Origin of the sequence: Kordiimonas sp., from assembly GCF_048264555.1 — a bacterium.
Lineage (GTDB): Bacteria > Pseudomonadota > Alphaproteobacteria > Sphingomonadales > Kordiimonadaceae > Kordiimonas.
Genome location: NZ_JBLXCX010000002.1, coordinates 400,448 through 415,767, shown reverse-complemented (window position 1 = coordinate 415,767; position 15,320 = coordinate 400,448). Strand labels below are relative to the sequence as shown.

The 15,320-nt window shown below is 52.7% G+C and carries 12 protein-coding genes; 2 read left to right on the top strand and 10 right to left on the bottom strand.

The genetic code is table 11. The features are described from left to right. Nucleotides 1–85: 85 nt before the first annotated feature. The 5 genes from ACN0XZ_RS07010 to aspS all read right to left on the bottom strand — a co-directional run bounded on the left by ACN0XZ_RS07010 (nt 86) and on the right by aspS (nt 6,032). Nucleotides 86–1,042: a glycosyltransferase gene (locus tag ACN0XZ_RS07010; RefSeq protein WP_417457021.1), complete on the bottom strand. Its 957-nt coding sequence runs from the start codon at nt 1,040–1,042 to the stop codon at nt 86–88. Between the two features lie 62 nt (nt 1,043–1,104). Then, on the bottom strand, nt 1,105–1,956 hold the full coding sequence (panB, locus tag ACN0XZ_RS07005) for a 3-methyl-2-oxobutanoate hydroxymethyltransferase (protein ID WP_417457020.1): 852 nt from the start codon (nt 1,954–1,956) through the stop codon (nt 1,105–1,107). Nucleotides 1,957–2,076: 120 nt separating this feature from the next. Further along, entirely contained in the window at nt 2,077–2,538 is a 462-nt protein-coding gene (locus ACN0XZ_RS07000) for a hypothetical protein (RefSeq protein ID WP_417457019.1), read from the bottom strand. Between the two features lie 66 nt (nt 2,539–2,604). Further along, entirely contained in the window at nt 2,605–4,152 is a 1,548-nt protein-coding gene (guaA, locus tag ACN0XZ_RS06995; RefSeq protein WP_417457018.1) for a glutamine-hydrolyzing GMP synthase, read from the bottom strand. Nucleotides 4,153–4,247: 95 nt separating this feature from the next. Beyond that, complete coding sequence (gene aspS, locus ACN0XZ_RS06990) at nt 4,248–6,032, bottom strand: aspartate--tRNA ligase (protein ID WP_417457017.1); 1,785 nt, start codon at nt 6,030–6,032, stop codon at nt 4,248–4,250. Nucleotides 6,033–6,204: 172 nt separating this feature from the next. Between aspS and rnd the strand changes: the two genes are divergently transcribed. Continuing rightward, complete coding sequence (rnd, locus tag ACN0XZ_RS06985) at nt 6,205–7,392, top strand: ribonuclease D (RefSeq protein ID WP_417457016.1); 1,188 nt, start codon at nt 6,205–6,207, stop codon at nt 7,390–7,392. Here rnd and ACN0XZ_RS06980 read toward each other — a convergent pair. Genes ACN0XZ_RS06980 through ACN0XZ_RS06960 form a run of 5 tightly spaced genes read right to left on the bottom strand, consistent with a single transcriptional unit; the run spans nt 7,389 to nt 14,074 of the window. Further along, a complete protein-coding gene (locus ACN0XZ_RS06980; RefSeq protein ID WP_417457015.1) occupies nt 7,389–8,909 on the bottom strand; it encodes a Ppx/GppA family phosphatase in 1,521 nt (506 codons plus the stop codon). The two genes, rnd and ACN0XZ_RS06980, sit on opposite strands and share 4 nt — an antisense overlap. A gap of 5 nt (nt 8,910–8,914) precedes the next feature. Continuing rightward, on the bottom strand, nt 8,915–11,134 hold the full coding sequence (locus tag ACN0XZ_RS06975; protein ID WP_417457014.1) for an RNA degradosome polyphosphate kinase: 2,220 nt from the start codon (nt 11,132–11,134) through the stop codon (nt 8,915–8,917). 54 nt (nt 11,135–11,188) lie between these two features. Then, nucleotides 11,189–11,857: an HdaA/DnaA family protein gene (locus ACN0XZ_RS06970; protein ID WP_417457013.1), complete on the bottom strand. Its 669-nt coding sequence runs from the start codon at nt 11,855–11,857 to the stop codon at nt 11,189–11,191. After that, entirely contained in the window at nt 11,858–12,946 is a 1,089-nt protein-coding gene (locus ACN0XZ_RS06965) for an AI-2E family transporter (protein ID WP_417457012.1), read from the bottom strand. It lies immediately after the preceding gene. Between the two features lie 9 nt (nt 12,947–12,955). Beyond that, nucleotides 12,956–14,074 (bottom strand): DUF2066 domain-containing protein, encoded by a 1,119-nt coding sequence (locus ACN0XZ_RS06960; RefSeq protein WP_417457011.1) that lies wholly within the window; start codon nt 14,072–14,074, stop codon nt 12,956–12,958. 138 nt (nt 14,075–14,212) lie between these two features. Here ACN0XZ_RS06960 and purM point away from each other — a divergent pair, with 138 nt between their 5' ends. After that, nucleotides 14,213–15,319, top strand: coding sequence for a phosphoribosylformylglycinamidine cyclo-ligase (gene purM, locus ACN0XZ_RS06955; protein ID WP_417457010.1), 1,107 nt, complete (start codon nt 14,213–14,215; stop codon nt 15,317–15,319). Nucleotide 15,320 lies beyond the last annotated feature (1 nt).

Here is a 15,320-nt window from a genome sequence, read left to right as displayed (position 1 = left end):
CTAATTACCAAAGCACCGGATTGTGGTCATATTTCGGCACGTGGAGGCGCCAGCAATCATGTGCTTATTGGTTATCGAAGTCCGATCAAAACAGGCTTTCTACTCTTTTCGCGAACTCAAGCAAGCGAGCTTTCTCATTTTCCCGCGAATAAGTGGTGGCCAACTTGGCCAAACCCTCCACAAATGCGGGTGAGCTGAGACCTCCATCCTCTATATACTTGATCGCTTCGAGCGTTTTCTGGATGAAGCTTTTTACATCACCGTTGTGTACCTCATTGAACACCGGGCTTTCAAAATACTCTTTGCCAGCTTCACCGGTATATCCCACCACCACATTACCGCAGAGGGCCGCCTCAATCGGCGGCAAGCCCACCCCTTCCATGGCCGAGAAAGACCAGAAAATGGAGCTTTCCGAGAATTTCTCGGCGACCCCGGCCTCGGGCAAGCCATCAACCGCTTGGATGCCCCAACCTGCAGGCAGATATTCTCGAATGAAGAAGTTCATGAGTTCCGAATGTTGAGGTAGTCGCCGCGGCATATAACTTATAAGTTTCTTCCTCGGCATTGTAATACCGCCAAACACACCACCGACGCTTAGCTGCACCCGAACAATCTTGTCACTATCAAGACTTGGGAACGCCAGTTTGATCATAGAAGTCGTATCATCGGAGATGGAGAGTATCAGGTCTGCCGCTTCATAAACCTTACGTAACCTGTCGTAGGTAGAAGGATCAAACCCTTGGGCAAAAAGATATCCGTTCTGAACAAAGATCGCGAAACGCGCCTGTTGTTCAACACACTGATTTCCTGAAGTGTTGGCCCACATCTCAGGAACAACAAAAAAATCGCGGGTCCGGTCAAAACCGAGTTTCTTCTTAACCCGTGCATTATGGTCAAACCATGAGCAGGTAAAACCAGGGTCGCTTGGGTGAAACACGCAACAGTTCACACCTTGGCGGTCAAGGAGCTCAACGTGACGGTAGAGAACCTTTACACCACCTGTGGGCCTATTGGTGGCTGGCGCGAGATAGACAATTGCCATAAAAATCCGGCCTATATTTAGCGCTGTTCGGCGATGAGTGTCGGGAAATCAGGGCTGGCAGCCTAGCTGTTCGCGCCCCGCATCTTATAGGTATGCTCTTCACCCGGAAACGCTCTGCTGCGAACCTCGCGCGCGTAAGCGCCGATCGCTTCTTCAATGTCGTGGCCAATTTCAGCAAAACGCTTAACAAATTTCGGATTGATAGCGAACAGCCCGAGCATGTCTTCAGTAACGAGGATTTGCCCATCACATGCGTTCGATGCCCCAATGCCAATAACGGGAACGGCAACCTCGGCGGTCACCTTGCGCGCCAAAGGCTCAGCAACTCCCTCAAGAACGATAGAAAAAGCACCTGCCTCGGCGATTGCTTTTGCATCATCAATAATAGGTTGCCATTCATCGACCGAGCGCCCGCGCGCGCCATAACCACCATTCGTGTTAACCGATTGCGGCATCAGGCCAACATGCCCGAGAACCGGGATGCCGCGATGGGTCAGGAACCGCACGGTTTCCGCCATTTCAACACCGCCCTCAAGCTTCACGGCACCAGCCCCCGTTTCCGAGAGCACGCGCGCCGCATTCCTGAAGGCCTGTTCTTTTGATTCCTCGTAGGACCCGAATGGCATATCGATCACCACAAGCGCTTGCTTGGCGCCTCGGCATACTGCCCGTCCGTGCCGGATCATGGTCTCCAGATCAACCGCCAGCGTACTTTCGAGCCCATAGAGTACCATTCCGACACTGTCACCAACCAGAAGAAGGTCGCAGTGCTTATCAAGCCGAGCCGCCATCGGCGTAATATAGGCCGTCAAACAAACAACCGGCGTCCCGCCTTTGCGAGTAGCGATATTTTTTGCTGTTTGTTGACGCTTGGGCCGCGCGTCTACGGATACGTCTTTTGGTTCGGTCGACATGGATACTCGCTTTCTGGAAACACCATGCAGGATGCTAGATGTCTCCCTACCTGACGGTATGGATTTAACCTACCCTACATATTGGCTTCAACCGTCAAAAGTCCAGTAGAAGACGAACGGTCATTTAATCCTATTGAGGGTTATAGCGTAAGATTGCGCTTCGCCGCCTTCGTCCGTCCACTTCTGTATGACAGCAACTTCATCGTTAGAACGGCGCTGCCATGAGAATGAACTAGGCGCATTAATAGGTTCAAAATGCACTGCAGCGGAGGAAATGCTAGAGGCTCGCCACTCGAACTCGCCCCACTTTGAATTTACTAATCCATCTTCAAAAGCGACAACGCTGCCGTCTGAGAAGTTGGTAAATGTACTATCCGTCGCCCTAAGAGACCGCATTTCAACATCTGAGGGGAAGGCATATTCCTCATAGAATTCAATGCCATCAGGCGCCTTGCCTACCCAGCGACCTTCCAGAAACCTGATTTTTGCAAAGTCTTCTTTAGTAAACATAGGTATATCCTGCGCCGTCGCGCCTACAAAGGTTGATATCAACATTACAAACAAAAGCAATACCACGCGCATGAGATAAGTTCCTAATTTTTGGCAAAATCAGCCTAGTTATCGGGCAAAGTTAAGCACTACACAGGATTATTCCCACTCAATTGTTCCGGGCGGCTTGGATGTTACATCATAGACCACCCTATTGATTCCCCGTACTTCGTTGATGATGCGTGTGGCTGTACGGCCTAGGAAATCATGCGGGAACGGGTAATAGTCTGCCGTCATGCCGTCTGTTGAGGTAACCGCACGCAGGGCACACACATGGTCATATGTACGTGCGTCGCCCATTACCCCTACCGTCTTGACTGGCAGCAGAACAGCAAAGGCCTGCCAGATGGTGTCATAAAGCCCCGCGTTTCTGATTTCTTCCAGATAGATCGCGTCAGCTTTGCGAAGAATATCCGCCTTTTCCCGCGTGATCTCACCCGGAATACGAATAGCAAGACCCGGGCCCGGGAACGGGTGACGGCTGACAAAATCGTTATGCAAGCCGAGCTCACGCCCAAGCTCGCGAACTTCGTCTTTAAAGAGTTCGCGCAGTGGTTCCACCAGTGCCATGTTCATGCGCTCCGGCAAACCGCCCACATTATGGTGCGATTTGATGGTTACCGACGGCCCACCGATGAAGGACACAGATTCGATCACGTCCGGGTAGAGAGTTCCCTGCGCGAGGAAATCGGCGCCGCCAACGGCTCTGGCCTCTTCTTCAAATACGTCAATAAAGAGCTTACCAATGGTTTTGCGCTTAGTTTCAGGGTCTGTAACGCCGGACAAAGCACCAAGAAACAGCTCAGACGCATCCCGATGCACAAGATTGATGTTGTAATGCTCACGGAACAGGCTTACCACCTGATCGCTTTCGCCCTGGCGCATCAAACCGTGGTCTACATACACACAGGTCAGTTGATCACCGATAGCCTCGTGAATAAGAACAGCAACCACGGAGCTATCCACCCCGCCAGACAGACCGCAGATAACCTTGCCGTCACCAACCTGCTCACGAATTTCCTTGATCTTGGTTTCCCGGAAACTGGCCATTGTCCAGTCCCCCTTGCAACCACAGATATTTTTTACAAAATTCTGAATCAGCTGAGCACCATGAGGGGTGTGCACGACCTCAGGGTGGAACTGGACACCATAAAACTTGCGATTATCATCAGCAACGACAGCGAAAGGTGCACCTTCACTCGTGGCAACCACCTCAAAACCATTTGGCAATCGGTCAACGTGGTCGCCGTGGCTCATCCATACCTGCTCACGATCACCAACATTCCAGACGCCCTCAAACAGGGCACATGGTTTTTGGATGTCTACAAAAGCACGACCAAATTCCTGATGGTCCGATGTTGTGACGTTACCACCAAGCTGGGCTACCATAGTTTGCTGGCCATAGCAGATGCCGAGGATAGGAATACCCATGGTATAAATTCGGTCAGGCGCGCGCGGTGTGTCAGCATGTGTAACACTCGCTGGTCCGCCGCCAAGAATGATGCCAGCCGGGTTAAAACTGCCAAGTATCTCGCTTGCAGCATTGAAGGGGACGATCTCACAGTAAACACCAGCCTCGCGCACACGGCGCGCGATCAACTGCGTTACTTGTGAACCGAAATCTAGGATGAGGATTTTATCGTTCATTCGGGCGGTCTCACTATTTAGTGCGGTCACAGGGCTGGGTGGTCTACCCTGCCAACAATGGCAAGATGGGGCCGCGCGGGCCCCATCATCATATGTTACTCTGTCTCTTTTTTCACCGGCTCAACGCAGCGAATGTGGAGCTCTCGAAGCTGCTTGGGCTCGACCGTGCTCGGCGCACCCATCATCAGGTCTTCGGCTTTCTGGTTCATCGGGAACAAGATAACCTCACGGATGTTTGGCTCATCAGCCAGCAGCATCACCATACGGTCAACGCCTGGCGCAAGGCCGCCGTGTGGTGGTGCGCCATATTTGAACGCATTCAACATGCCACCAAATTCTGCCTCAACTGTCGCTTCGTCATAACCCGCGATACCAAATGCCTTGATCATAATATCAGGACGGTGGTTCCGGATAGCGCCGGAGGACAGCTCGATACCGTTACAGACGATATCATACTGGTATGCGAGGATATTGAGAGGATCTTCATTTTCAAGTGCTTCCATCCCGCCCTGTGGCATTGAGAATGGGTTGTGCGAGAAGTCGATCTTCTTGTTTTCCTCGTCATACTCGAACATCGGATAATCAACGATCCAGCAGAATTTGAACTCGTCACCAGAAATGAGTTCAAGGTCTTCGCCAACCTTGGTACGGGCAACGCCTGCAAGCTTGGCAGCACCAGCTTCCTTGTCACACGCAAAGAAAACACCGTCATTAGCACCAAGGCTGAGTTGGTCGATCAACTGCTGGGTGCGTTCTTCACCAAGGTTTTTAGCAATCGGGCCACCCGCGACACCGTCCTTCATGTTGATATAACCGAGGCCCGCGAAACCTTCGCGTTTCGCCCAGTCGTTCATGCCATCGAAGAATTTGCGAGACTTGAGGCCAGCCTCTGGTGCTGGAATCGCACGTACAACCGAACCATTCTCGATCATGTTCGCGAAAATACCGAATCCTGAACCACGGAAGACTTCCGTAACGTCCTGAATTTCAATCGGATTACGAAGGTCTGGCTTGTCATTGCCATACTTGAGCATTGAGTCTTTATACGCGATACGCGGGAACGGTGCTTCAGTGATTTTCTTATCTGAAAACTCCTTGAACACACCCACAAGAACAGGCTCAATTGCATTGAACACATCGTCTTGCGTTACAAAGCTCATCTCAACATCAAGTTGGTAGAATTCACCCGGGCTACGGTCTGCGCGCGCATCCTCATCACGGAAGCATGGCGCGATCTGGAAGTAACGGTCAAAGCCCGACACCATAATCAGTTGCTTAAACTGCTGCGGCGCTTGCGGTAGCGCATAGAACTTGCCCGGGTGCTGACGTGCAGGCACGAGGAAGTCACGGGCGCCCTCAGGGCTTGAAGCTGTCAGGATCGGAGTCTGAAACTCGGTGAAGTTTTGATCGATCATGCGGCGACGAAGGCTGTTGATAACGCCTGAACGCAGTAGGATGTTTTTGTGAAGGCGCTCACGACGCAGATCGAGGAAGCGATACTTCAGACGAATATCCTCTGGGTATTCTGTATCGCCAAACACTGGCATCGGAAGATCACCAGCAGCAGACAACATTTCCATGTCATCAACATAGATTTCAACGTCACCCGTTGGCAGGTCTTTGTTGATGGTTTCTTCCGTGCGGGCTTTTACTCGGCCATCGATACGGATAACGCTTTCCGCCCTTACGGCTTCAGCCTCGCCAAAACACTTGCTGTCGGTATCAAATACAAGCTGAGTGATACCGTAATTGTCACGCAGATCGATGAACAGCAGACCGCCATGGTCCCGTTTGCGGTGAACCCAGCCTGAAAGCCGGACCGTTTCGCCTACATGGCTGTGGCGAAGCTCGTTACAGGTGTGTGAGCGATATGCGTGCATGGTATCCTACGTCTTTTAGTGTCTTGAGCGTACGAATTTACGTACAAATTTGGCCCGGAAAAGCGCATGAATGGGGCCGAATGTCAAGACCACGATAACATGAATGTAGAGAAAGGGTGACGGCTGCGTCTTCCTTGTGTATTAGATGCGGCAAACAACAACGGATATTTGCATGTTGCCGATTACGGACACCAACGACCTTATTACGCTCTGCCAGCGCCTTGAACAGGCGGACTTCATTACCGTCGATACAGAGTTCTTGCGGGACAATACCTATTATCCCAAGCTTTGCCTTATTCAGGTCGCGGATGACGAAGGCGCGCATGCAATCGATCCCCTCGCTGAAGGGCTTGACCTGAAGCCTTTGCTCGACCTTTTTGCCAACGAAAAAGTGCTGAAGGTTTTACACGCCTGCCGTCAGGATATGGAGATTTTTTATCTCCTTATGAATGACCTGCCCAAGCCGGTGTTCGATACTCAGGTTGCCGCCATGGTATGCGGCTTTGGTGATTCGGTTGGCTATGAGACGCTGGTGACCAAAATCACGAAAGCACAGCTTGATAAATCAGCACGATATACCGATTGGTCCAAACGCCCTCTTTCCGATACGCAATTGAATTACGCCCTTGGTGACGTGACCTACCTGCGCACAATCTACCGCCGCCTCAGCACGGAGTTGAAAGCCACGGGTCGTGAAGCTTGGGTGGATGAAGAGATGGCCGTGCTTCGCGATACAAACCTCTACTGGATTGCGCCGGAGGATGCTTGGCAACGCCTCAAAGTCCGCACAAACAAACCCCGTTTCCTCGGGCTTTTGAAAGAGCTCGCAGCTTGGCGTGAACGTCAGGCACAAGAGCGCGACCTCCCTAGAAACCGTGTCGCAAAAGATGAGACACTGTTCGAGATTGCCGCGCACCCGCCTCGCGATGAAGCTGCACTTGACCGTATCCGCGGTATTCCCAAGGGATTTAGTCGCTCACGCGCTGGCAAAAGCCTTCTTGAAGCGCTTGAAGCGGGCATGAACATTCCAGACAAGGAACTGCCTCATATTGAGCGCGCTAAACCACGCCCGGCGACACCGCCCATGGCGGATCTGTTGAAGGTCCTGCTCAAGATCAAAAGCCAGCAAGCAAAGGTGGCGGCGCGCATGGTAGCAAGTTCGCAGGAGATTGAAGCCTGGGCCGCAGAACCCGAAACGACAGATATCAAAGCCATGCACGGCTGGCGGTACGAAATATTCGGCGCAGATGCGGTAAAGCTGATGGAAGGCGATCTGGGCCTGACCGCGCGTGATGGCGATATTGATGTTGTTGAACTCGTCGCCGACGATGAAGACTTCGACGAAGAAGCAGCAGACTAAGCCCTAAGCGGGCTCATATTTCTCGGAAACTCAATCACCGGGCGCCGTCCCATAAGTTGGGAGAGCTGCGTGAGCCGCTTAAGCACCACGTCATTGGTCAGGTCCTTGTATGAACGTGGTACGCCCAGGAACAGTTTCGCCTTGGTGATACGAAGACGGGATACGGTAAGTGCGGTAACCGCACCGCCTGAAAGCCGCTGAGCAAGCCGCAGTGCCGCCCCCATCATCCGTGCTTCCATCAATTCGTTGATCTTGAGGAGTGGCAGTATGTGGGCAACATGTGGCGCATCAATCGCCGCACCATACGCCTGATTGAGCGCCACGGCCAGATAGGCACGGTCCCGGTGGCTCAGGCCAACAAAGTGCCCGTGAAGTACAGTCTCGACCGCCTTCTCTGCCCTAAAATCTGGATGTCCGCGCCATGCAATATCGCCCAAAAGGCAGATGGCATGATGCAACTTGTCACGATGGTCGGGGTCAGAAACCCGTCGCTGGAAAAGTGGCCTTGTCCACTCGTAGATGGTCTCCGAATGTTCCGGGAAACGACAACGTTCAGCCGCCAGAACGTGACAAGTGAAGATAAACGGGTCCATCTCTCGCGCCTCATCCGACAATCGGTCAAAAATGAAGCCCTCCCTAAGCCCGTAAGTTGATACTACAGCCGAACGCGCGCGTATCGCCGCCATCACCTCTGCGAGAATAATCGCTGCCACAGGCAAAACCTCGCGGCGCGCCTCAGGCAAAGAGTTCCCGAAAGGAATATCCTGCGGGCGAAGGCGGCTAAGCCTTCGGCAATAGTCCGTCATTTCACTCCGGCTGGTACGATACCCATGAAGGATAGGAAGCGGGTTAGATTTCTCCCGCATCATCAATTTGGCAATATTCCGCCAAGCACCGCCAACCAGATATAAATTCTGGCCAGAGCAGTTCTCCAACCAATCAAGCTTGGCAAACTCTTCGCGCAGAAAACGTCTTATATCCCGGCGGTTGGTCCCAAATTTACTCATCAGGCGCAAGGGGCCTATCGGTAAGCTCACTGTATGAAAAACCTGTCCATCCTTAAGCTGTGCAAGTTCAAGCGAGCCGCCACCGAGGTCTCCCATCAACCCTGTTGCCGTAGGTTCACCTGAGAGCACACCAGACGCTGACAAGCGCCCTTCCTCGGTGCCTTCGATGATCGTTATATCAATACCGCATTCTTTTTTGACTTGCCTGACGAAAGAAGGCCCGTTTTTCGCGTCACGCACCGCAGCTGTCGCAATCGCATGAATATGCTTGACCTCCATCTGGTCACATAGCGCCTTGAAGCGCTTGAGGGTGGAAATAGCCAGCTTGATAGAAGCCTTTCCCATGCTCCCTGTGCTGCCTAGCTCCGCCCCGAGGCCACACATCATCTTTTCGTTGAAAATAGTGTCTGGTACGCGCCGCTGACCCGAAAACACCACAAGCCGCACAGAGTTTGAGCCAATATCGATAACAGCCAGATATTGGTCAGCGTGCGCAACGGCTTCAAACATACATATTATTCCTTGATATCATACGCGATCACCGGCTCGATTTTCCGGTCGCCCCCTAATGCCTTACCCCGGCCAGAAAGGGAACTGTTTGTCATGAAATAATGGTGCGCAATGAATTCTTTGCCACCCTCTTTCACCGCAATCCGATCGAACGACCCATCCGGGTTCATCGACCAGCTTTGTGCATTGTCCTTGAGGTTTGCTGACATCACCTGCCCCATGATCTGATCATGAACGGTGGGGTTCTCAATCGGCACCAGCGTTTCAACTCGCCGGTCAAAGTTTCGCGGCATCCAGTCTGCCGAAGATATAAACACTTTCGCTTGCCGGGATGGCAAACCATGACCATTGCCAAAACAGCATATCCGGGCGTGCTCTAGGAAACGCCCCACGATAGAGCGGACGCGGATGTTCTCGCTCAAGTTCGGGATACCGGGCCTCAGCGTGCATATACCACGCACCACGAGGTCAATCTGAACACCGTTGCATGATGCTTCATAAAGCTTATCGATAATCTTGGCATCCAGAAGGGAATTAAGTTTAACCCATATTGCTCCCGGTGCCCCTGTGCGTGCGATCTCAATCTCACGGTCGATCAGCCTCATAAGCTGATCCCTGAGCGCGAACGGAGACAGAATGAGCTTCTCCAACCCCACGGGCTCAACATAACCTGTCAGATAGTTGAACATCCGGTTGGCGTCCCGCGCCAACGCCGGATCTGCCGTAAAGAAGGAAAGGTCAGTGTAAACTCTTGCTGTAACGGGGTGGTAGTTCCCGGTTCCGAAGTGGCAGTAACTTCTGAGCTTTCCACTTTCACGCCTCACCACCATCGATACTTTCGCATGTGTTTTCAGGTCGATAAACCCAAACACCACATGTACGCCCGCACGCTCAAGATCGCGTGCCCACTTGATATTCTGTTCTTCGTCAAAGCGAGCCTTCAGCTCAACGACAGCGGTGACAGACTTTCCCGCCTCCGCAGCCTCAATAAGTGCACGGATAATCTGGGATTGGGAACCAGCTCGATATAGGGTTTGTTTGATCGCCACCACATCCGGGTCGTGCGCAGCCTGCCGAAGAAAATGATGTACCACTTCAAACGATTCGTAAGGGTGATGCACCACAAAATCCTTGGCCGCGATAGCGCCAAAGATATCACCACCGGAATCGCGCACACGCTCAGGGTAGCGCGGATTATAGGGTACAAACTTCAGGTCTGGCAGGTCATCAACGATCAACTCGCTTGTATCGTCGATTCCCACAATACCATCTACAAGAACCACTGTTTCCGCGTCGGCATCAAGGCGTGAAATCACGAGATTGCGAAGTTTTTCAGGCATCACCGTTTCAATTTTCAGCCTGATAACACGGCCACGGCGCCGGCGTTTTAGCGCGCTCTCAAACACACGCACAAGGTCCTCGGCCTCTTCCTCAATTTCAATATCGCTATCGCGTACGACCCGGAAAACACCGCTGCCTTCGCACCGGTACCCCGGGAAAAGCTGGTCAAGAAACAAGGTTAACATGCGCTCAAGCGGTATGAAACGAACGTCACCTTGCCCTGGCAAACGGATGAAACGCTGTACGTGGCGCGGCACTGGCAAAAGGGCAACCATGGCCTTGCCGTCCGTGTTGCGTACCATTGAAAGCGCGAGGGTCAAGCCAAGGTTTGGGATAAATGGGAACGGATGCGCTGGATCAACGGCGATAGGCGTCAGAACAGGAAGGACGCTCTCAAGGAAATAGTTTTCAATCCACTCCCGGTCCGTATCCTCCAGACTTCCTTCGTCCAATACAGCGATGCCAGCCTTGCGCATTTCTTTCTTGAGTTGCGCCCAAACCTTCTGCTGTTTTGCCATAAGGGTCTCGGCAACGTCGTTAACTTGCTGTAATTGCTGAAACGGCGTTAATCCGTCGTCCGAGAAGACTTCGAGCTTCAGGTCGCTTTGCCCGCGCAAGCCAGCAACCCGAACCATATAAAACTCATCAAGGTTGTTACCTGAGATGGACAGGAACCGCAGACGTTCCAGCAACGGATGCCGCAGGTTCTCAGCTTCCTCAAGTACCCGCATATTGAACTGGAGCCAGCTAAGTTCCCGGTTCAGATACTTCTCGGCCTTGGGAACGTCTTTAAGCGCAGCCACGATATCCTCGCGGCTGGGTAGCGCCGACTGAGGCACCTCAGCCGAACTTTCAATCGCTTGTTTTTGGTCACCGTCGGCCATCGCGTCACTCCTGCATTCTGTTGAATGCGTTGCCATACACGCACTTTGTTACAATTATTGCCACCTACCGCTCTCAAGGCAAGTTTTGGCAAGTATACGGGTTATTTTCCGTTTCTCGGCCAGCGCAAGCCGATCAAGCTCTTCAACCACTGCTTTTGCTGTCGCGAATGAGCGTTCGATACGCGGCAATATGTAATCTATCACTGAAAGATCAACTTGTAACTGCCTGTCAGAAAACAGTTTTACCATCAAGACCATAAGTAGGTGATCGTCAGGCTCTTCAATCTCCGCCACCGGTAGGGTCGCGAGACGAGACCGGAGATCAGGCAGTTCCACCTGCCAGCGGTTCGGTGCCGTACATCCTGTAATGAGCAGGCTGGTGCCCTGCTCCTTGGTCCAGTTATAAATATGGAACAGACTTTCATCGTTTCTACTCAAGCCATCAGCATCGTCGACCAGAACCGCCTTACCCGCTGGCAGTGAATCTATTTTCATATCCGCCTTGATAGATACCGCACCCACACGGTGTGCCCAGGCCGTTGCAAGATGTGTCTTTCCGCTTGATTTAGGGCCAACCAGCGCAATTGCATGATGCGGCCAATCTGGCCATGCCTCAAGTACGCCGAATGCTGTTTCATTTGAACTTGAGACAATAAAGTCAGAGAGGTCAAAACTTGGCCTGTGCGGTAGATCAAGTGGTATCTGAACGATGTTTTCAGTCATCTAACTCTTTTCTAACTCTGTATCGCCCGGCTCAGTTGGTTCATTTTTCGGCTGCAGATCATAATGATCAAGATACTGATCAATATAGAACCGCACGAGTACGGCGATGGCAGCAGCTGCGGGCACAGCAATCAGCACGCCAACAAACCCCATCACCTCACCACCAGCGAACACCGCAAACAATACCCAGACCGGGTGCAGGCCAACACGTTCCCCAATCAAACGAGGCGTCAGGAATGCACCTTCAATCGTCTGCACGACCAAAAAAACCGCACCTACAAGCGCGATCTGGAGCGGGTCAAACCCCCACTGGCCAAAAGCCATCGCCACAGCTACGCCCGCCGCGAACAACGCCCCGACAAAGGGCACGAAGGACAGCACACCGGCCAGAACACCAAGCACAATCGCGAAATCGAGCCCGGTGAGAGCCCAGCCGACGCCATACAAAACCCCCATTGTGGTGCTGACCAGAAGTTGTCCTCGCACAAAACCAGCCAACACGGTATCAACTTTTGTGGCAAGAGTTCTGACTGTTGTTGCTTTAGAAGGCGGCAACCAGCTATCGATTTTATCGACAATGCGGTCCCAGTCCCGAAGCAGATAGAACGCAACCACGGGGGAGATTAAGGCCAATGAAAGCAGGTTAAATAGCGCGAGGCCGCCTTTCAGCGCGCCTGTCGCGGCATCACGTATCTTACCCAGAATTTCGCCTGAGAAACTTGCCATAAGACCATCGACATCGGTCGACAACTCAGCGCCAAAGCGTTCTGAGAAGGTAACCAACAATTCATTTAGCCAAGGGCGCAGGCCAGCAAGCGTTTTTGGTAGCGTGTGAGAAGCCGCAATGATCTGGGATTGCAGCACCGGCCAGAACGCGAGCAAGATAGCGATAATAATAAGGAAAAATAGTGATATGACCAGCGTGGCAGCCAGACCTCTCGGCACTCTTCGGGCCTCAAGTTTATCTGCAACCGGGTCTAGAAAATAAGCGATCGCAAGCCCGGCTAAAAAAGGTAACAGTATGCCGCGCGTGAGATAGAACAGCAGCGCAGTAACACCAATGCCGCCGAGCCAATACCATCTGTTCATAACGTCCCCCTATTCACCCTCGACGCGTAACCCAAGCAATCGGTCTCTTCCGTACTGACTGAGATCAAGGCCTGCATACCGTAGCGCTAATACCAGTTGATCTTCCCTGCCGGTATAGCTGAAGGCGATACGACTGAACGGTAAGCCGATTTCAATGGCTCTAGCATCTCGAACCAATGACACATCTTTCAGCCGCGCCTGAATATCAGCCAGTATATCTAGCGACGTCGTTGGCACCAAAGCGACAATCTCGCCGCCTACGCCAGTATCAACGAGAAGCTGACTGCGCCACGCGCTATCAATCGTGTCTAAAACCCGTTCATACATCGCCGCTAGGGCGGTTGCTTCATCTGCCGCATCGTCAACCATGCCTTCGCCTTGCATGTTGCCATCCGTTGAACGGTAACGGTAGTTCAAAACAGGGCCATCCCAACTCGTCGTCCATTCACTGGCGATCAGGAGCGCGTCACGCACCCCGTATCGAAGTGCAACTTGTTTTGCTTCATTCGATGATAGTGCCTGAACTTCAGCAAAGGTAATTGCCGCGCGTTCGCTGATCTCACCGCGGGGGAAAACATATTCCCTGATTCGGTTAACCCAGTCTACACGCTCTCGCGCCGCTCGTATGGTTTCGTCCTGCTCCCACAAAAGTTCCGTCAGGCCACGTTTGTGCCCATGCATAACCAGAATGCCTTGCCCGGTACTCAGCACATGCGGGACACTATATTTCGCCAAAAGCTCGCTTACGAGCCCTGGCTCAAACCGCACATTGAGCGTTGCGAGATACCTTCTCGAAGAGGACTGCTCTTCAACCACCTCAATCGCAGTAATAAGTGACTGGATTTCAGGCCGGGTCAGCTCTGGCAACTTCTGCCGGCCATCCTCCTGTGCCAGTTTACGAATAAGCGTTTGATAGGCCTGCAATTCGGCCCTCTCAAGAGCAGTTTCGCGTGCTTGGCTGGCGCGGCTTGCAACCTCGTCCACCTTGATGTCGCGGATGGTAAAGAGGCGATCAGTCCTGTCCTCCTGCGCATACACCGGCGCGAAATCGCCAGTCAGAAGCGCCAAGCCCACTAAAATGCCAAAAGCAAGCTGGAAAACTGTGCTATTTCTAAAATACTTGTGCATAAACTCTTTCATAACCGACGCAGCGACACTATAACGCCCCCTTATAGCAACTGGTTATAACAATTGGGCAACCAATTGCCAGTAGCGGATAGGCTGGCAAGCAATTTTGCCTTATTTACGGCAGGACGGGTCTCTATCGTGGCAGAAAATACTCAATCATACACCTATAAGCAGGCTGGCGTTGATATCGACGCAGGCGAAGCCCTTGTTGAAAACATCAAACCGTTGGCGGCTTCAACGCGCAGGTCTGGCGCAGATGCTGACCTTGGCGGTTTTGGTGGTTTGTTCGACCTGAGAGCCGCTGGTTTTAGCGATCCCATACTTGTTGCCGCAAACGACGGGGTTGGTACCAAACTCAAGGTCGCCATCGACGCTGAGATCCATGACACTGTAGGGATCGACCTTGTTGCCATGTGCGTAAACGATCTGGTGGTACAGGGTGCGGAGCCGCTTCTGTTCCTGGACTATATGGCTACTGGCCATCTCGATGTTGCACAGATGACTGATGTGGTTGCTGGCATTGCGGAAGGCTGTCGCCAAGCAGGTTGCGCGCTTATTGGTGGCGAAACCGCCGAGATGCCCGGCATGTACCAAGATAAAGACTATGACCTCGCAGGTTTCGCCGTCGGTGCCGCCGAACGCGGCACTCTGATCGATGGGTCCACGGTACAGGCGGGTGACGTCCTTCTCGGCCTGGCCTCCAACGGCACACACTCAAATGGGTATTCACTGATCCGCCGCATTGTTGGCGACAAAGGCTTCAAGTATGGAGAGAAGGCGCCATTTGATGATAGCGTGACACTCGGTCAGGCATTGCTGGCGCCAACCAAAATCTATGTGAAGAGCTGCCTTGCTGCCATCAAGGAAGGTCATGTCAAGGCGCTTTCCCATATCACGGGTGGCGGGTTTCTGGAGAATGTACCGCGCGTCATGCCTAAAAACACACTGGCGGAAATTGACAGCACCACCTGGGACCTGCCGGGCGTTTTTGAATGGTTGCAGCAAGAAGGCAATATCGAAACCGCAGAGATGTCCCGCACTTTCAACTGCGGCATCGGTATGGTTGTTGTCGTTGCTGCTGAAAACGCTGCCGCCGCAAAGGCTGTTTTCGAGCAACACGGCGAAACCGTATATGTGATCGGCCAGATCACAGAAGGCACCGGCGCGCCCAAATGCCAGGTAACCGGCAGAGCCGGAACCTGGGGTGCAGATAAAGACTGGTCAGCGATCACAGCGGAAGGTTAGG

Coding starts and splice junctions, on each gene's coding strand:
- ACN0XZ_RS06975 (WP_417457014.1), bottom strand. CDS start 11,134: ATGGCCGACGGTGACCAAAAACAAGCGATTGAAAGTTCGGCTGAGGTG.
- guaA (WP_417457018.1), bottom strand. CDS start 4,152: ATGAACGATAAAATCCTCATCCTAGATTTCGGTTCACAAGTAACGCAG.
- aspS (WP_417457017.1), bottom strand. CDS start 6,032: ATGCACGCATATCGCTCACACACCTGTAACGAGCTTCGCCACAGCCAT.
- rnd (WP_417457016.1), top strand. CDS start 6,205: ATGTTGCCGATTACGGACACCAACGACCTTATTACGCTCTGCCAGCGC.
- ACN0XZ_RS06970 (WP_417457013.1), bottom strand. CDS start 11,857: ATGACTGAAAACATCGTTCAGATACCACTTGATCTACCGCACAGGCCA.
- ACN0XZ_RS06960 (WP_417457011.1), bottom strand. CDS start 14,074: ATGCACAAGTATTTTAGAAATAGCACAGTTTTCCAGCTTGCTTTTGGC.
- ACN0XZ_RS06965 (WP_417457012.1), bottom strand. CDS start 12,946: ATGAACAGATGGTATTGGCTCGGCGGCATTGGTGTTACTGCGCTGCTG.
- panB (WP_417457020.1), bottom strand. CDS start 1,956: ATGTCGACCGAACCAAAAGACGTATCCGTAGACGCGCGGCCCAAGCGT.
- ACN0XZ_RS06980 (WP_417457015.1), bottom strand. CDS start 8,909: ATGTTTGAAGCCGTTGCGCACGCTGACCAATATCTGGCTGTTATCGAT.
- ACN0XZ_RS07010 (WP_417457021.1), bottom strand. CDS start 1,042: ATGGCAATTGTCTATCTCGCGCCAGCCACCAATAGGCCCACAGGTGGT.
- ACN0XZ_RS07000 (WP_417457019.1), bottom strand. CDS start 2,538: ATGCGCGTGGTATTGCTTTTGTTTGTAATGTTGATATCAACCTTTGTA.